Raw genomic sequence first — 23,605 nt, 5'->3', positions numbered from 1 at the left:
GACCGACCCCTGCCGTCCCGGGCCCGTTCCCGGTGGCCGAGGGCCGCCGATCCCTCGTGACCAGCGGAAACCAGGGGAACCCAGGGGAACCACCCGTCACCCCGGGCGCCGCGCGGGCGTCTCAGGCCTCGCCCGCGGACTTCCGGGTGTGGAGCTGTCGTGCCACCTCGGCGATCGAACCCGACAGGGACGGGTACACCGTGAACGCCTTCGCGATCTGTTCGACGGTCAGGTTGTTGTCGACCGCGAGCGCGATGGGGTGGATGAGTTCGGAGGCGCGCGGTGCGACGACCACACCGCCGACGACGATCCCGGTGCCGGGGCGGCAGAGGATCTTCACGAAGCCGTCCCGGATGCCCTGCATCTTGGCGCGCGGGTTGCGCAGCAGGGGCAGCTTCACGACCCGGGCGTCGATGACGCCGCCGTCGACGTCCGACTGCGAGTAGCCGACGGTGGCGATCTCGGGGTCGGTGAAGACGTTCGACGACACCGTCTTGAGGTTGAGCGGGGCCACCGCGTCGCCGAGGAAGTGGTACATGGCGATCCGGCCCTGCATCGCGGCCACCGAGGCGAGCGCGAAGACCCCGGTGACGTCACCGGCCGCGTACACGCCGGGCGCCGTGGTCCTGGAGACCTTGTCGGTCCAGATGTGCCCGGACTCCTGGACCTTGACCCCGGCCTCCTCCAGGCCCATGCCCTCGCTGTTCGGGATGGCGCCGACGGCCATCAGACAGTGCGAGCCGGTGATGACGCGGCCGTCGGCGAGCGTCACCTCGACCCGGTCCCCGACGCGCTTGGCGGACGCGGCGCGCGAGCGGGCCATGACGTTCATGCCACGCCGCCGGAACACGTCCTCCAGGACGGCCGCCGCGTCCGGGTCCTCGCCCGGCAGCACGCGGTCGCGGCTGGAGACGAGCGTGACCCGCGAGCCGAGCGCCTGGTAGGCACCGGCGAACTCGGCGCCGGTGACACCGGAGCCGACCACGATGAGTTCGTCCGGGAGCTCGTCGAGGTCGTAGACCTGGGTCCAGTTCAGGATCCGCTCGCCGTCCGGCTGCGCGTCGGCCAGCTCGCGGGGGTGCCCGCCGGTGGCGATGAGCACGGCGTCGGCGACGAGCGTCTCCTCGCTGCCGTCGGCGGCCCGTACGACGACCTTGCGCGAGCCGTCCAGGGCCTGCATGCCCTCCAGCCGTCCACGGCCGCGCAGCACCCGCGCCCCGGCACGCGTCACGGAGGCGGTGATGTCGTGGGACTGGGCGAGCGCGAGCCGCTTCACCCGGCGGTTGACCTTGCCGAGGTCGACACCGACGACGCGCGCGGGCGAGTCGATGTGCGGGGTGTCGTCGGCGACGATGATCCCCAGCTCCTCGTACGACGAGTCGAAGGTGGTCATCACCTCGGCCGTCGCGATGAGGGTCTTCGACGGGACGCAGTCGGTGAGCACCGACGCCCCGCCCAGACCGTCGCAGTCGACGACGGTCACCTCCGCGCCGAGCTGGGCGGCCACCAGTGCCGCCTCGTATCCGCCGGGTCCGCCGCCAATGATCACAATCCGAGTCACATACTCCATTGTCCCGCACGCTTCAAGATGCTTGCGCCCCGGGGCCTCCGTCCGGGTGCCGCGGTGAACCGCGGGGACGCGACCGGCGCCCGTCCGGCGCCCGGCCGGTGGGGGTTCCGGGGCTCCGGTTACGGGAGATGCGTATGCGTCGCCTGCCGTACCCTCGGTCCCATGTCGCTCTACGCCGCGTACGCCGGCAATCTCGACCCGCGGCTCATGACGCGCCGCGCACCTCACTCGCCGCTGCGCGCCACGGGGTGGCTCAACGGCTGGCGGCTGACGTTCGGCGGCGAGCACATGGGCTGGGAGGGCGCGCTGGCGACGATCGTCGAGGCCCCGCGTTCCCAGGTCTTCGTGGCCCTGTACGACATCGCGCCCCCGGACGAGGAGTCCCTGGACCGCTGGGAGGGCGTCGGCCTCGACATCTACCGGCGGATGCGCGTACGGATCCACACGCTGGAGGGCGAGGACTCGGCGTGGCTCTACGTCCTCAACGGTTACGAGGGAGGGCTTCCCTCGGCCCGCTACCTCGGCGAGCTCGCGGACGCGGCGGAGTCGGCGGGCGCCCCGCACGACTACGTGATGGAGCTGCGCAAGCGCCCCTGCTGACGGCTCCCGCGGCTCTTTCGGCGGAAACGACAAGACAACGATCGCAAACCCGTGACCATCAACATCTACGCGCGTAGGCACTAACCGGCTACCCTCGTGCGCGTGAACGCATCTCTTCTTCCGGACGACATCCAGGGCGACCCGTACGCCGCCGCCGACGCCGCCGCCGCGCGCCTGCGGGAACTCTCGGGCGCCGAGACCCATGACGTCGCCCTGGTGATGGGCTCCGGCTGGGCGCCGGCGGTGGACGCCCTCGGCGCCCCCGATGCCGAGTTCCAGGTCACCGAGCTGCCCGGTTTCCCGCCCCCGGCGGTCGAGGGCCACGGCGGCCAGGTCCGCTCGTACCAGACCGGCGACAAGCGCGCGCTCGTGTTCCTGGGCCGCACCCACTACTACGAGGGCCGCGGGGTCGCAGCCGTCGCGCACGGCGTCCGCACGGCCGTGGCCGCCGGCTGCAAGACGATCGTGCTGACCAACGGCTGCGGTGGTCTGCGTGAGGGCATGCGGCCCGGACAGCCCGTTCTCATCAGCGACCACATCAACCTGACGGCGACGTCCCCGATCGTCGGTGCGAACTTCGTCGACCTGACGGATCTGTACTCGCCGCGGCTGCGGGCGCTGTGCAAGGAGATCGACGCGACGCTCGAAGAGGGTGTGTACGCGCAGTTCCCCGGCCCGCACTACGAGACGCCGGCGGAGATCCGGATGGCTCGGGCCATCGGGGCGGACCTCGTCGGGATGTCGACCACGCTGGAGGCGATCGCGGCGCGGGAGGCGGGGGCGGAGGTGCTCGGGATCTCGCTGGTGACGAACCTCGCCGCCGGGATGACCGGGGAGCCGCTCAATCATGAGGAGGTGCTTCAGGCTGGGCGGGACTCCGCCGCGCACATGGGAGCGCTCCTCACTCAGGTGCTGGACCGGTTGTAGGGGTCCGCCCCTGGGGAGGCCGTCCCGGCTTGCCCTCGGGGGCGGGTGCGGGTCCGGTGGGGGCTGGTCGCGCAGTTCCCCGCGCCCCTTGAAGGCGGGGCTTCGCCCTCGCCTCCTGGGTCCGTCCTGCGGGTGCGGGTCCGCTGTGGCTGGTCGCGCAGTTCCCCGCGCCCCTGAAAAGCGGGGCTGCGCCCCGGCTTTTCAGCGCCGCCCGGCCGGGGGTTGGGGTTTTCAGCCCGTCCGGCGTTTGAGGACGAGGCCGTTCAGGCCGATGCGGGGGTCTGGGGGCGGAGCCCCCAGGGACGGGACGGGTAGGGGCGGCGGGGGCGAGAAGACCCGGGTACACAAGTACGCACAGACGACGAGAAGAGAGGTCGACCCCTCGTGCAGGACGAACTCATCACTCGGGCCAAGGCATGGCTGGCCGAGGACCCCGACCCGGAAACCCGCGAGGAACTCGCCAAGCTCATCGCCACCGAGGACACCGCGGAGCTCACCGCGCGCTTCGCCGGCACCCTCCAGTTCGGCACAGCCGGCCTCCGCGGTGAGCTGGGCGCGGGCCCCATGCGGATGAACCGCTCGGTGGTCGTCCGCGCCGCCGCCGGCCTCGCCGCCTACCTGAAGGCGAAGGGCGAGACGGACGGCCTCGTCGTCATCGGCTACGACGCCCGCCACAAGTCCACCGACTTCGCCCGCGACACCGCCGCGGTCATGACCGGCGCCGGCCTGCGCGCGGCCCTGCTCCCCCGCCCCCTCCCCACCCCCGTGCTCGCGTACGCCATAAGGCATCTGGGCGCGGTGGCGGGCGTCGAGGTGACGGCCAGCCACAACCCCCCGCGGGACAACGGCTACAAGGTCTACCTCGGCGACGGCTCCCAGATCGTCCCCCCGTCGGACGCCGAGATCGCCGCCGAGATCGCCGCGGTCAGGAGCCTGGCCGACGTGCCCCGCCCGGACTCCGGCTGGCAGACCCTCGACGACGGTGTCCTGAACGCCTATCTGGAGCGCACGGACGCGGTCCTGGCCGCCGGCTCCCCGCGTATCGCCCGCACCGTCTACACGGCGATGCACGGCGTCGGCACGGAGACCCTGCTCGCGGCGTTCGCACGGGCCGGCTTCCCCGCGCCCGTCCTCGTCGCCGAGCAGGCCGACCCGGACCCGGACTTCCCCACGGTCGCGTTCCCGAACCCGGAGGAGCCGGGCGCGATGGACCTGGCCTTCGCGACGGCACGCGAGAGCGACCCCGACCTGATCATCGCGAACGACCCGGACGCGGACCGCTGCGCCGCGGCCGTCAAGGACCGCGAGGGCAGCGAGGCCAGCGGCGGCTGGCGCATGCTGCGCGGCGACGAGGTGGGCGCGCTCCTCGCCGAGCACCTCGTCCGCCGGGGCGCACGCGGCACCTTCGCGGAGTCGATCGTCTCCTCCTCCCTCCTCGGCCGCATCGCCGAGAAGGCGGGCCTGCCGTACGAGGAGACGCTGACGGGCTTCAAGTGGATCGCCAAGGTGGCGGATCTGCGGTACGGCTACGAGGAGGCGCTGGGCTACTGCGTCGACCCCGACGGCGTACGGGACAAGGACGGCATCACGGCGGCGCTCCTCATCACGGAGCTGGCCTCGGAGCTGAAGGCGGAGAACCGTACGCTCCTGGATCTCCTCGACGACCTCGCCGTCGAACACGGTCTGCACGCCACGGACCAGCTCGCGGTCCGGGTGGAGGACCTCTCCCTGATCACCGACGCGATGCGCAGGCTGCGCGAGCGGCCCCCGACGCAGCTCGCGGGCCTGCCCGTCACCGGCGCCGAGGACCTCACCCGGGGCACGGACAGGCTGCCGCCCACGGACGGCCTGCGCTACACGCTCGACGGCGCCCGGGTCATCGTCCGCCCGAGCGGTACGGAGCCGAAGCTGAAGTGCTACCTGGAGGTCGTGGTGCCGGTCGGCACCCACGACGGCCTGCCGGCGGCGCGCGCGAAGGCGACGGAGCTGCTGACGGCGATCAAACGGGACCTGTCGGCGGCCGCGGGTATCTGACCGGCGCAACCAGGCTCCGCTCAGCCCCACACCACCAGCACCGCCGCCCACACGAGCGCCAGCACCAGGGCCAACGGCCACAGGGGGCGGCCCCGTTCGGGCGCGGTGCTCTCGCCGGTGGGGCGCAGCGCCGGGTCCTTGCGCATGGCCGACAGTTCGGCGGCGAGCGCGTCGTACGGATGGACCACGCCTCGCCGTCGCTCGAACCACTCCCAACGCGGCGCCGCGACCGACCAGTTGTCGTCCCGCCAGCGGAGCTTCAGCTCGAAGGACCGGCGGCGTACGGAGCGGATGTCGTCCCAGGGGACGTGCCGGGGGCCGCGCAGTCCGGTGACCCACAGGCCCGAGCGGTCGGCCGTGATGCGCCAGGCGAGCTTCACCGGGACGCGGACGGCACCGTAGATGCCGAGCGCGGCGACCAACCCCAGTTTCCAGGACGGCAGTTCGGCCTCGGTGAATCCGCCCCAGATGAGCCAGGCACCCCACTGCACCAGCAGCGCGGCGGCCACCCAGTCCAGCCAGCCCGCGCTCCAGCGGCGGACCGGGGCGGGGGCGCGGTCCACGGCCGACTCCCTTGCCTGTTCCTCCAGTTGACGGCTCTGCTCCTCGCGGGCCTTCTCCTTGGCGATGTGCCGCACACCGGCGCTCGGCGACAGGGGCCGTACGGGGCCCGTCGACCACTCCGTCAGCGGCGGCTGGTCCGGGTCCTCGTCGGCGCTGAGGACCACGACCTCGGCCCCGTCGAACGGGGCACCGAAGAGGACGGCCTCGCGGAACGGCCCGGGGATGTCGTCGTCCACGGCGTCGAGGAGCCGCTCAAGGTCTTCGGCGGCGTCGACGGAATCGGCGTCCGCATCGGCGTCGGCGTCCGCGTCGGTAGGGGCGTCGAGGGCGTCCGGCGCGGCCTCCGCGTCGTTCTCCTCCTCGGACTCACCGTCGTACGAGGTCAGGTCCACCGTGAACAGCGGCCGTGTCGCCGCGAGGTCGTCCGCCGCGTACACCTCCGTGGTGCCCTGCGCGTCGTCGCGTACGAGGACGCGCAGTACGGGTACGGGGTCCCGGCGCAGCGCGGCGGCCCGGTGGCGGCCGAGCCACGCGGAGGCGAGGGCGGTCACGCCGAGCCCGGCCAGGTAGAAGGCCATGATCCAGGAACCGCGCTGGTCGTCGACCGTGCCCCAGAGCCCGGCGGTGGCGCCGGTGGCCACGCCCAGCCCGAGCACGACGAGGCCGAGCGGGAGCAGGAAACGGCCCCTGCGCAGCGGGGTGTCCGCGTCCGGGATCCGTGCCGTGCCGTCGCCCGCGGCTTTCAGGGCCCGCTCCAGCTGGGCGCCGCGGGCCCGCAGGCGCACGGCGACGACGGCCCAGGAGGCCACCACGACCAGCACGCCGAACGCCGTCACGGGCCACGGCTGCGACGGTGCCTCCACGGCGAGTGCGAGAAGCAGGGCGGGCGCACCGGCCCAGACCAGTTCGGGGCGGGCGAGCACCCACAGGACGTACACCGCGAAGCCCGCCGCGACGAACGGCCACAGTCCGCCGAGCATGGCGGCCCAGGCGCACACGCAGAGCGCGAGGGTGGCGACGGCGCCGGCGATCGACCTGCGCACCCGCAGGAACGTCCAGCGCGGCGGCAGCGCGGCCGACCAGCCCGCGGCCTGCCCTGCCGTCCAGTCCCGGCAGTCGTCGGGTATCGCGGTCACGGGCAGTCGCAGCGGCTCGTCGTACGACACATGCACTCCTGGATCGCGTGGGAACGCCGGTGCCGACACCGACGCGGGCACCGGTGGTGACACTAGCGACCGGAACGCCCCGCCCAGGCCGGCGGACGCCCCGGCCCCCGGTCGGACAGGTGCCGCCCTCTCGTACGGCCGAGGGCGCTCATCTCCTCAAGCCGTACGCACCGGACCCACAGGTTCTCCCCACCGGGGGCCCGCATCCGGCCACGCCCCGGGCCGACCGCCGGGGCTGGGCCCAGCGCCGCTTCCGTCGTACCGCCGCCCGTCAGCCCACTGCCAGCAGGATCGCCAGCAGCACGGCACCGGCCGCCACGGGGGCCGCGATCTCGTACGCCCACCTCACCGACACCTCGCCCTGGGCGTGCGGGTCCTTGGCGCGGGCGTCCAGGAGTTCGCGCAGCTCGGCCATGATCTGGTCGCCCTGGGCGCGTACGGGGCCTTCGGGCACCGGCGCGGGATGCGGGAGCGGGGCCCGTCCGCGCCGGGCGCCCGGCGCGTCGCCGCGCGCCTCCTTGCGCGCGGCCCTCTTGCGGCCTCGCAGGGAGACCGGTACGGCCCACACCTGGTACTTGGTGCCGGACTTGTCGAGCACCTCGTTCGAGTAGCCGGACTTGAATCCCTCGACCGTTCCCCAGGGCAGCGTGATGATCCGGAAGGGGTTACGGACCCGCAGCCGCTGTTCGTTCGCGAAGACGGCCGGGCGCAGGGTGAAGGCGGAGACCAGCGGTACCAGCAGGAGCAGCGTGGCCAGGGCCAGCCATGGCGTCCTGCCCTCGCCCGAGACCAGCGCGTCGGTGCCGAGCCAGCCTGTGATCGCGAGCAGCAGTACGCCGCCCGCGACGCCGGAGGGTGACCGGTAGACCCTGTCCTTGAACTGGGGGCCCGGGACCTCGGAGGTCTCCGGGACCTCCGGACCGTCCGGGGTCTCCGCAGTTTCCGGGGTCTCCGGGGTCTCCGGACCGTCCGGGGTCTCCGGGTTGTTCGGCGCGTCCGGTACATCCGGTGTGGGTGGCTGGTGGTCCGGGGTCGTCATGGTCCCGATTCTGCCCGACGGCTTCGATGCGGCCGTTCGTCGGGTTGTCGCTCCGCGGGGGTGCCGGTGGTTGTCTGCGGGTGAGTGGGGGCTGGGCGCGCCGTTCCCCGCGCCCCCTGCGGGGCTGACACCGGCCGCCCCGTGCGGGCGCGTTTGGGCTTAGCGCGCCGTTCCCCGCGCCCCTTACGGGGCTGGCACCGGCTACCCCGTGCAGGTGCCTAGGGGCTTAGCGCGCCGTTCCCCGCGCCCCCTGCGGGGCTGACACCGGCCGCCCCGTGCGGGCGCGTTTGGGCTGGGCGCGCCGTTCCCCGCGCCCCTTACGGGGCTGGCACCGGCTACCCCGTGCAGGTGCGTGGGGGCTTAGCGCGCCGTTCCCCGCGCCCCTCACGGGGCTGGCACCGGCTACCCCGTGCGGGTGCGTGGGGGCTTAGCGCGCCGTTCCCCGCGCCCCTTACGGGGCTGGCACCGGCCGTTCTGTGCCCCTTGCGGGGCTCCCCCGTGGCGTCGTGTTCGGGGGTGTACAGCCGCTACGCGCGTAGATATGCTCGTCTGGTGACCATGCCCACCACTGCATCCCCCGCAGCTCACGCACTCGCGATCACGGACGTGACCGCGTCGGACAGCGCGTTGCGCAGCTTTCTTCACGGGCTGCCCGGCGTCGACGCGGTCGGCCTGGAGGCTCGCGCCGCCTCGCTCGGGACCCGTTCCATCAAGACGACGGCGAAGGCGTACGCCATCGACCTCGCCATCTCGATGGTCGACCTGACGACACTCGAAGGCGCGGACACCCCCGGCAAGGTCCGCGCGCTCGGCGCCAAGGCCGTCCACCCGGACCCCACGGACCGTACGGCCCCCACAACCGCCGCCGTCTGCGTCTACCCCGACATGGTGACCGCCGCCAGAGAGGCCGTCGCCGGCTCCGGCGTGAAGGTCGCCTCGGTCGCGACCGCCTTCCCGGCCGGCCGCGCCGCGCTCGACGTGAAGCTCGCCGACGTGCGGGACGCCGTCGCCGCGGGCGCCGACGAGATCGACATGGTCATCGACCGCGGGGCGTTCCTGTCCGGCAGGTACCTGAAGGTGTACGACGAGATCGTCGCCGTGAAGGAGGCCTCCGGCGCCGCCCGCCTGAAGGTCATCTTCGAGACCGGCGAACTGTCGACGTACGACAACATCCGGCGCGCGAGCTGGCTCGGCATGCTCGCGGGCGCCGACTTCATCAAGACCTCGACCGGCAAGGTCGCCGTCAACGCGACACCCGCGAACACCCTCCTCATGCTGGAGGCCGTCCGCGACTTCCGCGCCCGGACCGGGGTCCAGGTCGGCGTGAAGCCCGCCGGCGGCATCCGCACCACGAAGGACGCCGTCAAGTTCCTGGTGCTGGTCAACGAGACCGCGGGCGAGGACTGGCTGGACAACCACTGGTTCCGCTTCGGCGCGTCCTCGCTCCTGAACGACCTGCTGATGCAGCGTCAGAAGCTGGCCACCGGCCGCTACTCCGGCCCCGACTACGTGACGGTGGACTGATCCACATGGCTTCCGCAATGGCTTCCGCATTCGAATACGCACCGGCGCCCGAGTCCCGCTCCGTCGTCGACATCGCGCCCTCCTACGGCCTGTTCATCGACGGCGAGTTCACCGAGGCCGCCGACGGCAAGGTCTTCAAGACGGTCAGCCCGAGCACCGAGGAGGTCCTCTCCGAGGTCGCCCAGGCGGGCGAGGCCGACGTCGACCGCGCCGTCAAGGCCGCCCGCAGGGCCTTCGAGAAGTGGTCCGCGCTGCCCGGCTCCGAGCGCGCCAAGTACCTCTTCCGTATCGCCCGGATCATCCAGGAGCGCAGCCGCGAACTGGCCGTCCTGGAGACGCTGGACAACGGAAAGCCCATCAAGGAGACGAGGGACGCCGACCTCCCCCTCGTCGCCGCGCACTTCTTCTACTACGCGGGCTGGGCCGACAAGCTCGGCCACGCCGGGTTCGGCACGAACCCGCGTCCGCTGGGCGTCGCCGGCCAGGTCATCCCCTGGAACTTCCCGCTCCTGATGCTGGCGTGGAAGATCGCCCCGGCCCTCGCGACCGGCAACACGGTGGTGCTGAAGCCCGCCGAGACGACCCCCCTCTCCGCCCTGTTCTTCGCGGACATCTGCCGCCAGGCGGGCCTGCCCAAGGGCGTCGTCAACATCCTGCCGGGATACGGCGACACGGGCGCGGCACTCGTCGGGCACCCGGACGTGAACAAGGTGGCCTTCACCGGCTCCACCGCCGTCGGCAAGGCCATCGCGCGCCAGGTGGCGGGCACGAAGAAGAAGGTCACGCTCGAACTCGGCGGCAAGGGCGCGAACATCGTCTTCGACGACGCGCCCATCGACCAGGCCGTCGAGGGTGTCGTCACGGGCATCTTCTTCAACCAGGGCCAGGTCTGCTGCGCGGGCTCCCGGCTGCTGGTCCAGGAGTCGATCCACGACGAGCTGCTCGACTCCCTGAAGCGCAGGCTCTCGACCCTGCGCCTGGGCGACCCGCTCGACAAGAACACCGACATCGGCGCGATCAACTCGGCCGAGCAGCTCGCGCGCATCTCCTCGCTCGTCGAGCGGGGTGAGGCCGAGGGCGCCGAGCGCTGGTCCCCGGCCTGTGAACTGCCGTCCGCCGGCTACTGGTTCGCCCCGACGCTCTTCACGAACGTCACCCAGGCGCACACCGTCGCCCGCGACGAGATCTTCGGCCCGGTCCTGTCCGTCCTCACCTTCCGGACCCCGGACGAGGCGGTCGCGAAGGCCAACAACAGCCAGTACGGCCTCTCGGCGGGCATCTGGACCGAGAAGGGCTCCCGGATCCTGGCGGTCGCGGGCAAGCTGCGCGCGGGCGTCATCTGGTCCAACACGTTCAACAAGTTCGATCCGACCTCGCCGTTCGGCGGCTACAAGGAGTCGGGCTACGGCCGCGAGGGCGGTCGCCACGGCCTGGAGGCGTACCTCGATGTCTGACAAGCCGAAGAAGACCGAGAAGACCGAGAGGTCTGAGAAGACCGAACGAACCGAACAGGCAGGGCAGCGGCGCCTGAGCGTCTTCAAGACCTACAAGCTGTACGTCGGCGGGAAGTTCCCGCGTTCCGAGAGCGGCCGGGTGTACGAGGTGACGGACCCACAGGGCAAGTGGCTGGCCAACGCGCCGCGGTCGAGCCGCAAGGACGCCCGTGACGCGGTCGTCGCCGCCCGCAAGGCGTTCGGCGGCTGGTCCGGCGCGACCGCGTACAACCGCGGCCAGATCCTCTACCGCGTCGCGGAGATGCTGGAGGGTCGCAGGGACCAGTTCGTACGGGAGGTCGCGGAGGCAGAGGGCCTGTCCACGTCCAGGGCGGCCGCCCAGGTGGACGCGGCGATCGACCGCTGGGTCTGGTACGCGGGCTGGACCGACAAGATCGCCCAGGTCGTCGGCGGCGGTAACCCGGTGGCGGGCCCGTTCTTCAACCTCTCCAGCCCCGAGCCGACGGGCGTGGTGACGGTCCTCGCCCCCCAGGAGTCGTCCTTCCTCGGGCTGGTCTCGGTGGTCGCCCCGGCGCTCGCGACCGGCAACACGGTGGTCGTGATCGCGAGCGAGCGGTCCCCGCTCCCCGCGCTGTCGCTGGGCGAGGTCCTTGCCACCTCCGACCTCCCGGGCGGCGTGGTGAACATCCTCTCCGGCGGGACGGCGGAGATCGCGGCACCCCTGGCCGCGCACCAGGACGTCAACGCGATCGACCTCGCCGGCGCCGACGCGGCCCTCGCGAAGGAACTGGAGGTCGCGGCCGCCGACAACCTCAAGCGGGTCGTCCGTCCACAGCCTGTGGATTACTTCGACACGCCCGGCATCGAGCGCCTCACGGCCTTCCTGGAGACGAAGACGGTCTGGCACCCGACGGGAGCACTGGGCGCGTCCGGCTCGTCGTACTAGGCCGACCCGCCCGTGCGGCCGCACCAGTACGGGAGAGCCGCGCTTCCCCACCGTCCGGGGGAGGCGCGGCTCTCTCTTCCGCCCTCACACGTGTCTCGCGGGCCCGTAGGGGGCGGGTCAGGCGCCCAGCAGCCCCGTCACCTGGCCCACCACCGGCACGGCGCCCAGCGACTGGGCCTGGGCGACCGGCGCCGTCAGCATGGTCGTGGCCACCGGCGGGAAGTCGGCCACCTGCGTGCCGAGGCCGTTGTCCAGCGGGTCGACGCCCGTGCCCGCCAGCGGGTTGGGCTTCAGGCCCGCGACCGGACCGGTCACGTATCCCACGGTCCCGGTCACCGCCTGGAGGCCGGCCTGCGGGTCGATGTTGCCCAGGGAGGTCGGCCGGGTGCGGATCACGTCCGCCACGGGGTCGGTGTCCGCCGCCGCGGAGGTCGCACCGGCGCCCACCGCGATCCCCGCGATCGACGCGGTGGTGAGGGCCAGCACCGCGCGCCGGACGGTCGGGGACTGGGAGGCCGAGTGTCGTGCCATGGCTGCTGCCACCTTCTGCCGCTTTGGGTAATCAGGTCGACACACAGGGTAGTTGAGGTGGGACGTGCACTCCAAAGACGACCCGCGGACTCGGCAGGGCGCGCATGATGCCGCACACTGGTGTCTCGTGAGTTCACCTCTCCCGAATTCCGCGACAACCGCGCGCGTCGTACTGCTGTGCGGCCCCTCCGGTTCCGGCAAGTCCCTTCTCGCGGCCCGCTCCGGCCTTCCGGTGCTGCGGCTCGACGACTTCTACAAAGAGGGCCACGACCCGACGCTGCCGCAGGTGGCGGGGAGTTCGGACATCGACTGGGACCACCCGCTGTCCTGGGACGCGGACGCGGCCGTCGCGGCGATCGCGGAGCTGTGCGGGACGGGGCGTACGGACGTTCCCGTGTACGACATCTCCCTGAGCGCCCGGACCGGCTCGGAGAGCGTCGACTTCGGCGGGGCGCCGGTCTTCATCGCCGAGGGCATCTTCGCCGCGGAGATAGTGGAGCGGTGCCGGGAGGCGGGGCTCCTGGCCGACGCGCTGTGCCTCAGCCGGGGCGCGGTGACCACGTTCCGCCGGCGGTTCCTGCGGGATCTGCGCGAGGGCCGCAAGTCCGTGCCGTTCCTTCTCCGGCGGGGGTGGCGGTTGATGCGGGACGAGCGGGCCATCGTGGGGCGGCAGGTGGCGCTCGGCGCGTACGCGTGCGGGCGGGACGAGGCGTTGGCGCGGCTGGCTGCCGCCGAGGGCTCCGCGCGGGAGGCCGACAACGATCTGCGGGTGCGTGGGGGCTGAGCGCGCCGTTCCCCACGCCCCCCAAGTGCGCGGGCCTCAAGTGCGCGACCCTTGAGGGCGCGGCCCTGCGAGGCGGCCCCGGAGAACAGAGAAGCGGGGCTGGATGGACCCCCCGGCCCTCCAGCCCCGCTTCTCCTTGTGCTCCCCCGTGGTCCCCCGTGACCCCGTTGACTCCCCCGAGTCGTCCGCCGCCTCCCCCGAAGTGACGGACACCCCCCCTCGTGCGGTTCGCCGCCTCCCCCGAAGTGGCGAACCTCTCCCCGTGCTGTCCGTCGCCTCCCCCCGGAGTGACGAACCTTTCCCCCGTGCCGTCCGCCGCCTCCCCCGAAGTGACGGACGTCCCCCCGCAGCCTTCAGGCGACAAGCTCGCCGAAGGACTCCTCCTCGTCACGGCCGAAGCTGAGGACGTCGTCCTCGCGCAGCCGGCGGAGCGACCGCCAGATGCTGGACTTCACCGTGCCGACGCTGATGTCGAGGATCTCCGCGATCTCCGGGTCCGTACGGCCCTCGTAGTACCTGAGGACCAGCATGGTGCGCTGGAGTTCGGGGAGCCGGGCGAGCGCCTGCCACAGGACCGCGCGCAGCTCGGTGCCGCGCATCGCGTCCGTGTCGCCGACCGTCTCCGGCAGCTCCTCGGTCGGGTATTCGTTCAGCTTGCGGCGGCGCCACGCGCTGATGTGCAGATTGGTCATCGTGCGGCGGAGGTAGCCCCCGACCGCGGCCTTGTCACTGATGCGGTCCCACGCCCGGTAGGTGGAGAAGAGGGCGCTCTGCAGCAGGTCCTCGGCCTCGAAGCGGTCACCGGTCAGGTGGTAGGCGGTCGCGTACAGGGAGGCGCGGCGCTCCTGGACGTAGGCGGTGAACTCCACCTCCGACGCCGAACGACGCTCCCCCGTGGCCTCCCCGTACGCCGCCCCCGTTCCCCCGTGGGCGACCCCCGTACCGCTTCCCCCCGCATATGCGTCAACCACCGTCATGTACGACCCGGTGTGCTGACGCCCGGTGCCGCGAGCGCACCCCCGCCCGCTCACGGCACCGGACTTCTCCGTGCTCCTCGTGACGTCGTGGAGCCGCGTGACAACTGCGCCAGTGCTGTTGCTGGTGCTGTGCAGCGTGTTCATCTCGCGCCCCCCGTCGTGGAGTTCCGGTACTTCTCTTACGTCGCTGTGGTGCTTGTCCCGGTGCTTCCTTGCCTGTGACCAAAAGCTTGCCGGGGCCACTTCATGACGGTGTCCGCCGACTGTCACAGGCCTGTCACAGGGGTCCGCCCCAGGCAGCCCACAGACCGGTCACAGAGAAGCGTCGTACGACTACGCATCCGGCACAGTCGCCGCCCGTCGTACGCAGGACATGTGAGGGAGCGCTCCAACAGTCGATACCCGCCCATGTCATGGGACAGAATGACGTCTGTGCCTTCCCTGTTGCTGATCGAGGACGACGACGCCATCCGGACGGCCCTGGAGCTCTCACTGACGCGCCAGGGACACCGGGTGACCACCGCTGCGACCGGTGAGGACGGTCTGAAGCTGTTGCGCGAGCAACGGCCCGATCTGATCGTCCTCGATGTGAACCTGCCCGGAATCGACGGATTCGAGGTGTGCCGACGCATCCGGCGCACCGACCAGTTGCCGATCATTCTGCTGACCGCGCGCAGCGATGACATCGACGTCGTGGTCGGTCTCGAGTCCGGTGCCGACGACTATGTGGTGAAACCGGTGCAGGGGCGGGTGCTCGACGCCCGGGTCCGGGCTGTGCTGCGGCGCGGCGAGCGCGAGGCGAACGACTCCGCCACGTTCGGTTCGCTGGTGATCGACCGTGCCGCGATGACCGTGACGAAGAACGGCGAGGACCTGCAGCTGACGCCCACCGAGCTGCGGCTGCTCCTGGAGCTGAGCCGGCGGCCCGGTCAGGCGCTGTCCCGGCAGCAGCTGCTGCGGCTGGTGTGGGAGCACGACTACCTCGGTGACTCACGGCTCGTCGACGCGTGTGTGCAGCGGCTGCGCGCCAAGGTGGAGGACGTGCCGTCCTCGCCGACGCTGATCCGCACCGTGCGTGGGGTCGGCTACCGGCTGGACTCTCCTCAGTGACAAAACCGCAGGCCGAACTCCGCGGCTGGGCCGCGGCACGCAAGGCGGTCATGGCGGGCCTGCGCTTCACCAGTCTGCGGCTGCGGCTGGTCGTGGTGTTCGGGCTCGTCGCGCTCACCGCCGCCGTGTCCGCGTCCGGGATCGCGTACTGGCTCAACCGCGAGGCCGTGCTCAGCCGTACGCAGAAGGCGGTGCTCGGCGACTTCAAGCAGGCGATGCAGACCCGCGCCAGCACGCTGCGCCAGCACCCCACCCAGGACGATCTGCAGCGCGCGGCGGGACAGATGGCGAACAGCAGCCAGCGCTTCAGCGTGCTCCTGATGGCCGAGGACGAGAGCGGCAGGACGGTCCGCGGCAACTCGGACCTGGACACCTTCACGCTGGGGGACGTACCGCGGTCCCTCCAGAAGGCGGTCAACAAGGAACAGAAGATCTCCTCGAACAACGAGTACGCGTACCACCTGTACTGGCAGCGGACCACGCATGACGGCAAGCCGTATCTCGTGGGCGGCGCCAAGGTGATCGGCGGCGGTCCGACCGGGTACATGCTCAAGTCGCTGGAGCCGGAGGCCAAGGACCTCAACTCGCTCGCCTGGTCGCTGGGGATCGCGACCGGGCTCGCGCTGATCGGCTCGGCGCTGCTCGCACAGGCCGCCGCGACGACCGTACTGAAGCCGGTGCACCGCCTCGGCATCGCCGCGCGGCGGCTCGGCGAGGGCAAGCTCGACACCCGGTTGCGGGTCTCCGGCACGGACGAACTCGCCGATCTGTCCCGGACGTTCAACCGCACGGCGGAGTCGCTGGAGAAACGGGTCGAGGACATGAGCGCCCGTGAGCAGGCGTCCCGGCGCTTCGTGGCGGACATGTCGCACGAACTGCGGACACCGCTGACCGCGATCACCGCGGTGACCGAGGTCCTCGAGGAGGAGCTGGACGCCGAGACGGGCAGCGTCGACCCGATGATCGAGCCCGCCGTACGGCTCGTCGTCAGCGAGACCCGGCGGCTGAACAACCTCGTGGAGAACCTGATGGAGGTCACCCGCTTCGACGCGGGCACCGCCCGGCTGGTCGCCGACAACGTCGACATCGCCGACCAGATCACCGCGTGCATCGACGCGCGCGCCTGGCTGGACGCGGTGGAGCTGGACGCCCGGCGCGGCATCATGGCGCTCATCGACCCGCGCCGCCTGGACGTCATCCTGGCGAACCTGATCGGCAACGCCCTCAAGCACGGCGGCTCCCCGGTCCGGGTGTCCGTGCGCGAGGAGGGCACCGACCTGATGATCGAGGTCCAGGACCACGGCCCCGGCATCCCCGAGGACGTCCTGCCGCACGTCTTCGACCGCTTCTACAAGGCGAGCGCCTCCCGGCCGCGCTCCGAGGGCAGCGGCCTGGGCCTGTCCATCGCCCTGGAGAACGCCCACATCCACGGCGGCGAGATCACCGCCGCGAACTCGCCCGAGGGCGGCGCGGTCTTCACGCTGCGGCTGCCGCTCGACGCCTCCGAGCCGATGGACCAGGACGAGTCCGGGGACCCGGACCTGACCGACGCGGACATCGACGCCGACGCGGGCACGGGCTCCCGCTCCGGCTCCGGCTCCGGCTCCGGTCGCACCGAGGGGGGCGCGTGATGGTGTCCATACGGAACGCGCGGGACGCCTGGGGCGTACGCGGCGGGGCTCGTGGGACCGGCGGGGCTCGTGGGGCCGGTACCGCCCGTGCGGCCCGTCTCGCGCTCGCCGTGCCGCTGCTCGCCGTGGCGCTGGCCGGCTGCGGTATCCGGGCGACGGAGGTACCGACGGAGTTCGGTCCCGCGCCCTCCCGGATGCCGTGCGCGCTGACCGGCCCCGACGTCGGTACGCAGTCCTCGCGCGGCATCCTCGTCCAGGTCTTCCTCATCTGCTCCTCCCAGCTCGCGTCGGTCGACCGGACGGTGCGCATCGCGGCGGGGCCGGCGGACACGGACCGGGTACGCGCCGCACAGGCGCTCCTCGACGAGCTCTCCCGGTCCCCGTCGGACGCCGAGAAGCAGGCGAACTACTCGACGACCGTGCCGAAGGCCCTGAAGGTGACCGGCCCGCAGCGCACCGACCCGGCCGACGCGCTTCGGCTGAGCACGGCGCCCGAGGACCTGACCACGTACGCCCTGGCGCAGATCATCTGCACCTTCAGCGACTCCGAGGCCGCCTCCGACGACGGCACGGTGACCCTGGGCGGCCCCGGCAGGGAGGCCGCGCGGCGCTACGAGTGCACGGAGGCCGTACGCACCCGGCCGGGCACCCAGACCCCTCCGTCGACACGGACCGACGAGACCTGAGGGCAGCGGGGGCGCCTCGGTCCGAGGCGGGGTGTGGCGCATGCCTCACTCGTGCGGACCATGCGACGCCGTCACACGGAACCGATCCTGCCGGTGGTCGCGTCTTGGGGTTCGTGCAGCGTCAAGGCTTGTACGGCGAAACCGCCGTGATCCGCGTCCGTGCGACGGGAGGTCTCCTCCTCGTCGCACATCTCGCGCTTGTTGCCTGGTTCGTGCTGCGCCCCCTGGACGTGCCCTGGGTGAGCGCCGCGAACCTGCGTCCGTTCGCCAGTATCAGGGCCGATCTCGCGATGGGCCCCGGGGCGGCCGCGCGCGCCCTCGGCAAGGGCCTGCTACTGCTCGCCCCGCTCGGGGTGCTGCTGCCGATGGCGGGCGGCAAGCTCGTCGTGTCCCCTCTGCTGTCCCTGCTGCGCACGGTCACGGCCGGTGCGCTGCTGTCGCTGGGGATCGAGCTGGCCCAGACCGGGGTGCCCGGCCAGGTCGTCGACGTCGACTCGCTGCTGCTGAACACCGTGGGGGTGGCGCTGGCCCATCTGGCCGTCGTGCCCGCCGCACGGGCCGTACTGCGCCGCCGGGTCGAGACGCACCGGCGGGCCGCCGCGCTGCGCCGCAGGGAGGCGGCCGCCGCGGCCGAAGCGGCGACTCAGGGTCTGACCCCGACGATTCCCAGGGTCGGGATCGCTCCCTAGAGCGACGCCCCCACACCGTCGGATCCGTACCGTGGATGTCAGACGAGGCGGCCGCACCGGAAGCGCCGCACGGAGAGCACGAAGGTCCCCGGAGGCCCGGGGCCCGACCGCTCGGAACCCGTCTGACGACGCTCACGAAGGAGTCACGATGAACCGCCTTGCCCGCCCCACCGACGGCCGGATGATCGGCGGAGTGTGCGCTGCGCTGGCTCGGCGCTTCGGCACCTCCGCGACCACGATGCGCGTGATCTTCCTGCTGTCCTGTCTGCTGCCCGGCCCGCAGTTCCTGCTCTACATAGCGCTGTGGATCCTCTTCCCCTCCGAGGGCAAGGCGTCCCGCACGGCCTGGTGACGACGACACGCACATCCACGCGCATCCACGCGTAGCACTGTCACCGCCCATGCCGATGGGGCGCACCCGAGCGGGGGTGCGCCCCATCGGCGCGTACGCGTACGAGGACGGCGGGGCGAAGCCGCCGCGCTCCGGGCCTCAGCCCAGCGGAATGCCGTTCACCGGCAGGCCGTGCGTGGGGAGGCCGAGGCTGCCGACGGGCAGGCCGCCGAGCAGACCGGCGACCGGCGCGGTGGGACCCTCGGCGAGGAGGTTCGCCACGGCCGGCTTGGCGGCGGCGACTCCGCTGCCGAGCGCGTTCTGCCCCTGGGTGAGGGACTCGCCCGCGCCGGGCAGCGTCTTGGCGACCCCGTCCACCGGCAGCGTGCTGGTGGCGGTGGAGAGCACCGGTCCGGCGTCCGGGAGGGCCGGGGCCGCGTCGGCGGCGCCCGCTCCGGCGGCGGCGAAGGCGGCACCGAGAGCGGCGACGCCGAGGGTCTTGGCAGCAGACTGCTTCATCTTCGTCCTTGCATGCTGTGACGGGGATTTGAGCGGTCCAAAACGGTAATCACGTGCGAGCCCGCTCCGCAAACATCCAAAAGCGGCCGAGTCGTCACCACCCGGCCGCTCCCGTCCTTCCCCTTCAGTCCTTTTCTTGCACAGAACCGCTGGTGGAGGCGGTCTGCTGGAACAGCCATTCGGACTTCAGTTCGGCGTAACCGGGCTTGATCACGTCGTTGATCATGGCCAGTCGTTCATCGAAAGGAATGAATGCTGATTTCATCGCATTGACTGTGAACCACTGCATGTCGTCAAGCGAATAGCCGAAAGCGTCGACAAGGTGCTCGAATTCCCGGCTCATGCTGGTGCCGGACATCAGCCGGTTGTCGGTGTTCACGGTGGCCCGGAAGTGCAGTTTCCGCAGCAGCCCGATGGGGTGCTCGGCGTACGAGTCGGCGGCGCCCGTCTGCAGATTGGAACTGGGGCACAGCTCCAACGGGACCCGCTTGTCGCGTACGTAGGAGGCGAGGCGGCCCAGCTTCACGGAGCCGTCCTCCTGCACCTGGATGTCGTCGATGATGCGCACGCCGTGGCCCAGCCGGTCGGCGCCGCACCACTGGAGCGCCTGCCAGATGGACGGGAGCCCGAAGGCCTCGCCCGCGTGGATCGTGAAGTGGTTGTTCTCCCGCTTCAGATACTCGAAGGCGTCCAGGTGACGGGTGGGCGGGAAGCCGGCCTCGGCGCCCGCGATGTCGAAGCCGACCACGCCCAGATCGCGGTAGCGGTTGGCGAGTTCGGCGATCTCCAGGGAGCGGGCCGCGTGCCGCATCGCGGTCAGCAGGGCGCCGACCCGGATGCGGTGGCCGTTCTCCCGGGCGATCCGCTCGCCTTCCCGGAAGCCCTCGTTGACGGCCTCGACGACCTCTTCGAGCGTGAGCCCGGCTTCGAGGTGCTGCTCGGGCGCGTACCGCACCTCCGCGTAGACGACGCCGTCCTCGGCCAGGTCCTCGGCGCACTCGGCCGCGACCCGGACCAGCGCCTCACGGGTCTGCATGACGGCGCAGGTGTGCGCGAAGGTCTCCAAGTACCGCTCCAGGGAACCGGAGTCGGCGGCCTCGCGGAACCAGACGCCCAGTTTGGCGGGGTCCGTCTCCGGAAGGTTCGTATAGCCCGCGGCGCGGGCGAGGTCGACGATCGTCCCGGGGCGCAGCCCGCCGTCGAGGTGGTCGTGCAGCAGGACCTTCGGCGACCGGCGGATCTGGTCCGAGCTCGGGGTGTTCTTGGTCTGGCTCGTCATCTCCGCACCCTAACGCCTACGCGCGTAGATATCTCGTCGCCCGGATCCGTCGATATGTAACGGTGACCGTGCGGACCAGTGGCGTACACCATCACTTCTGACACTGTTCTGTCATGGCACAGCAAGCGACGCCGGTGCGCACGGCCAGGCTGGGGCGGGCACTGGGCACGGAGCCGACGGCGGTGAGCGGCGTGGTGCTGCTGCTGCCGGGCGGCGAGGAGACCTCTGCCCGCAGACCGTCACCGATGATGGCGGCCGCCTCCGTCCGGGCGCTGGGCCGCCGGCTCGCCCGCGCGGGGCGGGACGACGGGCTGGTCGTGCACGTGGTGCACTACCGGTACCGCGGCTGGAACGGGAGCGAGGCGCATCCGGCGCAGGACGCCGCGTGGGCCGCGGACGAGGTCGTGCGGCGGTACGGGGACGTGCCGGTGTGCCTCGTCGGCGTCGACATGGGCGCGCGGGCCGCGGTGCACGCGGGAGGCCACACCGCGGTCAGCTCCGTACTGGCGCTGTCCCCCTGGCTGCCCGAGGACGACGTCGCGGCACCGCCCGAACCGGTGAAGCAGCTGGCGGGCCGCCGGGTCCTGATCGTCCACGGCACGAACGACGAACGGACCGACCCCGAGCTGTCGTTCCGCCTCGCGGCGAGGGCGAAGAAGGCGAACCGGGACATCTGCCGGTTCGAGGTCCACTCGGACCGGCACGCGCTGCACGCGTTCCGGGACGAGGTGTACGCGCTGGCACAGGACTTCGTGATGGGCACGCTGTTCGGCCGGGCCTTCGCCCGCCCGGTCGAGGACGCGCTGGCGGCACCACCGCCGCTGGGGTTACGGATGCCGCTCGCGTCGGGCTTCGGGCGGTCGCTTCGCCGTTAGCGCGTGGCCCTGCCGGGGTGGGAGCGCGTTCGGGTCAGCGGTTGCCGGTCGGCTCCGACTGCGGCCCAGGCTCCCACCGCGGCTCCGGCCCCGGCTCACGCGTCGGCTCCCGCGCCGGCTCACGGGCGGAGTTCAACGGTGCTCCGAACCAGGTGTGCAGCGCGGCGCGCAGAGCGTCGGCGTCGTCCGGCTCGTGACCGGTCCATGCGAGGTGGCAGTCGGGACGCAGCAGCAGGCCGGTCGCGCTCGTGCCCTCCGCCTTGCCGCTCACGACGTCCACCCGGTCGTGCCAGGGCTTCGCCGCCGCCGCGAAGTCGCCGCACAGGTCCAGCAGCAAGGGCCGGGCAGTGGTGGTCAGTTCGGCCAGCCGGCGGGTGCCCGTCGCGGTGTGGACCACGAGGTCGGGTGCGAAGCCCTCGGTGGTTCCGGCGAGCAGGTGGGCGATGCGTCCGGTGCCGTCGGGTGAGGCGAGCAGGTCGCCGAAGACGGTCCGCAGGGCGCTGACCTCCGGTCCGGGGCGCATCAGCGCCGACTGCGACAAGGTCGACGCCACGACGCGTTCCGCGACCGGCCGGCGTTCTTCGTCGTAGGTGTCGAGCAGACCTTCGGGGGCCCACCCGCGCACCGTGGCGGCCAGCTTCCAGCCGAGGTTGACCGCGTCCTGAAGGCCGAGGTTGAGTCCCGGTCCGCCGATCGCCGAGTGCACATGGGCCGCGTCGCCCAGGAGCAGTACCCTCCTGTCCCGGTAGCGCTCCGCCAGCCGGGTGTTGCCGCCGACGAGCCGGCGGAGCAGGTGCGGTCCGTCCCCCGCCGGCGGACCCAGCGGCACCGGGACGCCCAGCACGCGTTCGGCGCTGGCCGTCATCTCCTCGAAGGTCATGGTGCCGGTGTGCGCGTCCGGCGTACCGGTCTCGGTGGTGTTGAGGACAGGCTCCCGGCCGGGCAGCAGGCCCCAGGCAATCGTGCCGTGCTCCGTGCGCACGTACTGCAGGGGCGGCAGGGTCCCGTAGCCGGGAACGCGCAGGCCGCCGTCCGGGCCGAGGTGTTCGTCCGCCACGGACACCTGGGCGGAGCGGGTGATGAAGTCGTCCGTGGTCACGCCCGGGAAATCGATGCCGGACTGGCGCCGCACCAAGCTGTGCCCTCCGTCGGCCCCTATCAGGTAACGGGTGGTGAGGGTCCCACCGTCGGCGAGAGTGATCCGGACGAGGTCGTCGTCCTGGTGCAGGCCGGTCACCTCGTGCCCCGTGCGGAGGTCCACGCCGAGCTCCACGGCACGTTCCGCGAGGACCCTTTCGATCCGCTCCTGCGGTGCCGGGAGCAGGCTCACGGGGTTGTCGGCGAGGTCCGCGAGGTCCAGCGTGAACGCGCCGAACATGTAGCGGGGCGCGGGCCGGGGCGGTTCGCCGGAACCGCTGATGCGTGCGTAGAGGCCGCGGCGGTCGAGCATGCGCACGACCTGGCCGACCAGGCCGTTCGCCCGGGGCTCGGTCTTCGGGCCGGTGAGACGTTCGAGCACGACCGGACGCACCCCGGCCAGGGCCAGCTCGCAGGCGAGCATCAGTCCGTTCGGACCGCCGCCGACGATTACCACATCAAGCATGACGATTCTCCTTCACGAGGCAGGGAGGGGCGGAGGCCGCGAGGAGCGGCCCCTGCCCGGGACGGTGTGGAGGATGTACGAGGCCTGGGACGGCATGGCGGACCGGCGGACCCGACCGGCGGAACGAGTTACGGAGCGAGTTTCGGAACAGGGAGCCCTGTGGAGACCGTCCGGAGAGCCCGGGTCAGCAGGGCCTCCATCGACTCGTCCGTGCCGCCGTGCACGAACAGTTCAAGGGCCACGTTGCCAGCGGCCATCACGCTCGCGGCCACCAGGCGGGGGTAGAGATCGGACCCGGGGTCCATCCCCGTGCGGTCGGCGATCGCCGCGGCGAGCTCCTTCTCCGCGATCTTGCTGGCACGCAGCATCTCGGCCTCCAGCGCGGGTTCGGCCAGCATCACCCGCAGGCCGGCCACCCACTCGTCGGGCTCCTGCGGCGGCATGTGCTCCACCTCGGGACCGCGCTCCAACTGCTTGAGCGCCGCACGGGTGACCGCCTCCCACAGGGGCTCATCGGGCGGTCCGTGGCGCAACTCCGCCGCGAGCCGCAGGGAGCGCCGAAGGTAGCGGAACGCGATCGCCTCGGCCTTGCTGGAGAAGTAGTTGTTGTAGGTGCGCGGCGACACTCCCACCGCCGCGGCGATGTCCTCGACCTTGACCGCGCTCAACCCGTGCTCGACGGTGAGCCGGATCGCGGCCCAGCTCAGCGCCGCGCGGGTGGCTTCCTTCTTCCGCTCCCGAAGACCGCTCATGCGCACCACGGTAA

Annotated in this window: 22 protein-coding genes; 13 read left to right on the top strand and 9 right to left on the bottom strand. The window is 72.0% G+C overall.

Annotated features, from left to right (window positions below; all coding sequences use genetic code 11):
- Nucleotides 1-121 precede the first annotated feature (121 nt).
- A complete protein-coding gene (locus ACLVWQ_RS19865) occupies nucleotides 122-1,570 on the bottom strand; it encodes an NAD(P)H-quinone dehydrogenase (protein WP_414110245.1) in 1,449 nt (482 codons plus the stop codon).
- 162 nt (nucleotides 1,571-1,732) lie between these two features.
- Between ACLVWQ_RS19865 and ACLVWQ_RS19860 the strand changes: the two genes are divergently transcribed.
- The 3 genes from ACLVWQ_RS19860 (at nucleotide 1,733) to ACLVWQ_RS19850 (ending at nucleotide 5,131) form a co-directional block, all read left to right on the top strand.
- Nucleotides 1,733-2,170: a gamma-glutamylcyclotransferase gene (locus ACLVWQ_RS19860; protein ID WP_307131724.1), complete on the top strand. Its 438-nt coding sequence runs from the start codon at nucleotides 1,733-1,735 to the stop codon at nucleotides 2,168-2,170.
- A gap of 102 nt (nucleotides 2,171-2,272) precedes the next feature.
- Complete coding sequence (locus ACLVWQ_RS19855; protein ID WP_414110244.1) at nucleotides 2,273-3,097, top strand: purine-nucleoside phosphorylase; 825 nt, start codon at nucleotides 2,273-2,275, stop codon at nucleotides 3,095-3,097.
- Between the two features lie 384 nt (nucleotides 3,098-3,481).
- Nucleotides 3,482-5,131 (top strand): phospho-sugar mutase, encoded by a 1,650-nt coding sequence (locus ACLVWQ_RS19850; protein ID WP_414110242.1) that lies wholly within the window; start codon nucleotides 3,482-3,484, stop codon nucleotides 5,129-5,131.
- 20 nt (nucleotides 5,132-5,151) lie between these two features.
- Here ACLVWQ_RS19850 and ACLVWQ_RS19845 read toward each other — a convergent pair whose 3' ends face one another.
- Both ACLVWQ_RS19845 and ACLVWQ_RS19840 read right to left on the bottom strand, forming a co-directional pair.
- On the bottom strand, nucleotides 5,152-6,861 hold the full coding sequence (locus ACLVWQ_RS19845; RefSeq protein ID WP_414110241.1) for a hypothetical protein: 1,710 nt from the start codon (nucleotides 6,859-6,861) through the stop codon (nucleotides 5,152-5,154).
- 271 nt (nucleotides 6,862-7,132) lie between these two features.
- A complete protein-coding gene (locus tag ACLVWQ_RS19840) occupies nucleotides 7,133-7,900 on the bottom strand; it encodes a PH domain-containing protein (protein WP_414110240.1) in 768 nt (255 codons plus the stop codon).
- A 558-nt stretch (nucleotides 7,901-8,458) separates the two neighbouring features.
- Between ACLVWQ_RS19840 and deoC the strand changes: the two genes are divergently transcribed.
- Genes deoC through ACLVWQ_RS19825 form a run of 3 tightly spaced genes read left to right on the top strand, consistent with a single transcriptional unit; the run spans nucleotide 8,459 to nucleotide 11,824 of the window.
- Complete coding sequence (deoC, locus tag ACLVWQ_RS19835; RefSeq protein WP_414110238.1) at nucleotides 8,459-9,424, top strand: deoxyribose-phosphate aldolase; 966 nt, start codon at nucleotides 8,459-8,461, stop codon at nucleotides 9,422-9,424.
- A 17-nt stretch (nucleotides 9,425-9,441) separates the two neighbouring features.
- The gene (locus ACLVWQ_RS19830; protein ID WP_414110237.1) at nucleotides 9,442-10,878 is read left to right on the top strand and encodes an aldehyde dehydrogenase family protein; all 1,437 of its coding nucleotides are present in this window, start codon (nucleotides 9,442-9,444) and stop codon (nucleotides 10,876-10,878) included.
- Nucleotides 10,871-11,824 (top strand): aldehyde dehydrogenase family protein, encoded by a 954-nt coding sequence (locus ACLVWQ_RS19825; protein WP_414110236.1) that lies wholly within the window; start codon nucleotides 10,871-10,873, stop codon nucleotides 11,822-11,824. The genes ACLVWQ_RS19830 and ACLVWQ_RS19825 overlap by 8 nt, the downstream gene beginning before the upstream one ends.
- Nucleotides 11,825-11,941: 117 nt before the next feature.
- On the opposite strand, the gene ACLVWQ_RS19820 is transcribed toward ACLVWQ_RS19825, so the two are convergent.
- On the bottom strand, nucleotides 11,942-12,355 hold the full coding sequence (locus ACLVWQ_RS19820; protein WP_414110234.1) for a hypothetical protein: 414 nt from the start codon (nucleotides 12,353-12,355) through the stop codon (nucleotides 11,942-11,944).
- A gap of 127 nt (nucleotides 12,356-12,482) precedes the next feature.
- Here ACLVWQ_RS19820 and ACLVWQ_RS19815 point away from each other — a divergent pair, with 127 nt between their 5' ends.
- A complete protein-coding gene (locus ACLVWQ_RS19815) occupies nucleotides 12,483-13,139 on the top strand; it encodes a uridine kinase (protein ID WP_414110232.1) in 657 nt (218 codons plus the stop codon).
- Between the two features lie 353 nt (nucleotides 13,140-13,492).
- Here ACLVWQ_RS19815 and ACLVWQ_RS19810 read toward each other — a convergent pair whose 3' ends face one another.
- A complete protein-coding gene (locus ACLVWQ_RS19810; protein ID WP_414110231.1) occupies nucleotides 13,493-14,260 on the bottom strand; it encodes a SigE family RNA polymerase sigma factor in 768 nt (255 codons plus the stop codon).
- Nucleotides 14,261-14,548: 288 nt separating this feature from the next.
- Between ACLVWQ_RS19810 and afsQ1 the strand changes: the two genes are divergently transcribed.
- From afsQ1 to ACLVWQ_RS19785, 5 genes are all read left to right on the top strand, one after another.
- Nucleotides 14,549-15,226, top strand: a complete 678-nt coding sequence (afsQ1, locus tag ACLVWQ_RS19805; protein WP_414110229.1) for a two-component system response regulator AfsQ1 — start codon at nucleotides 14,549-14,551, stop codon at nucleotides 15,224-15,226.
- A gap of 50 nt (nucleotides 15,227-15,276) precedes the next feature.
- The gene (locus tag ACLVWQ_RS19800) at nucleotides 15,277-16,857 is read left to right on the top strand and encodes an ATP-binding protein (RefSeq protein WP_414110406.1); all 1,581 of its coding nucleotides are present in this window, start codon (nucleotides 15,277-15,279) and stop codon (nucleotides 16,855-16,857) included.
- Nucleotides 16,857-17,543, top strand: coding sequence for a hypothetical protein (locus tag ACLVWQ_RS19795; protein WP_414110227.1), 687 nt, complete (start codon nucleotides 16,857-16,859; stop codon nucleotides 17,541-17,543). The genes ACLVWQ_RS19800 and ACLVWQ_RS19795 overlap by 1 nt, the downstream gene beginning before the upstream one ends.
- A 113-nt stretch (nucleotides 17,544-17,656) precedes the next feature.
- Nucleotides 17,657-18,232 carry a VanZ family protein gene (locus ACLVWQ_RS19790; protein ID WP_414110226.1) on the top strand — a complete coding sequence of 192 codons (576 nt, stop codon included), beginning with the start codon at nucleotides 17,657-17,659 and terminating at the stop codon, nucleotides 18,230-18,232.
- A gap of 148 nt (nucleotides 18,233-18,380) precedes the next feature.
- Complete coding sequence (locus ACLVWQ_RS19785) at nucleotides 18,381-18,584, top strand: PspC domain-containing protein (RefSeq protein ID WP_414110224.1); 204 nt, start codon at nucleotides 18,381-18,383, stop codon at nucleotides 18,582-18,584.
- 138 nt (nucleotides 18,585-18,722) lie between these two features.
- Here ACLVWQ_RS19785 and ACLVWQ_RS19780 read toward each other — a convergent pair whose 3' ends face one another.
- Together ACLVWQ_RS19780 and ACLVWQ_RS19775 are read right to left on the bottom strand one after the other, a co-directional pair.
- The gene (locus tag ACLVWQ_RS19780) at nucleotides 18,723-19,082 is read right to left on the bottom strand and encodes an ATP-binding protein (protein WP_414110223.1); all 360 of its coding nucleotides are present in this window, start codon (nucleotides 19,080-19,082) and stop codon (nucleotides 18,723-18,725) included.
- Nucleotides 19,083-19,206: 124 nt separating this feature from the next.
- Nucleotides 19,207-20,361 (bottom strand): adenosine deaminase, encoded by a 1,155-nt coding sequence (locus ACLVWQ_RS19775; RefSeq protein WP_414110222.1) that lies wholly within the window; start codon nucleotides 20,359-20,361, stop codon nucleotides 19,207-19,209.
- Between the two features lie 113 nt (nucleotides 20,362-20,474).
- Between ACLVWQ_RS19775 and ACLVWQ_RS19770 the strand changes: the two genes are divergently transcribed.
- Entirely contained in the window at nucleotides 20,475-21,236 is a 762-nt protein-coding gene (locus tag ACLVWQ_RS19770; RefSeq protein ID WP_414110221.1) for an alpha/beta hydrolase, read from the top strand.
- Nucleotides 21,237-21,270: 34 nt separating this feature from the next.
- Here the strand turns inward: ACLVWQ_RS19770 and ACLVWQ_RS19765 are convergent, their stop codons facing one another.
- Nucleotides 21,271-22,839 (bottom strand): FAD-dependent monooxygenase, encoded by a 1,569-nt coding sequence (locus tag ACLVWQ_RS19765; protein ID WP_414110220.1) that lies wholly within the window; start codon nucleotides 22,837-22,839, stop codon nucleotides 21,271-21,273.
- 128 nt (nucleotides 22,840-22,967) lie between these two features.
- Nucleotides 22,968-23,591: a TetR family transcriptional regulator gene (locus tag ACLVWQ_RS19760; RefSeq protein ID WP_414110219.1), complete on the bottom strand. Its 624-nt coding sequence runs from the start codon at nucleotides 23,589-23,591 to the stop codon at nucleotides 22,968-22,970.
- Nucleotides 23,592-23,605: the final 14 nt, after the last annotated feature.

It is taken from the genome of Streptomyces sp. CWNU-52B, from assembly GCF_047444975.1.
Lineage (GTDB): Bacteria > Actinomycetota > Actinomycetes > Streptomycetales > Streptomycetaceae > Streptomyces.
This window is presented reverse-complemented; position numbering and strand designations above follow the sequence as displayed.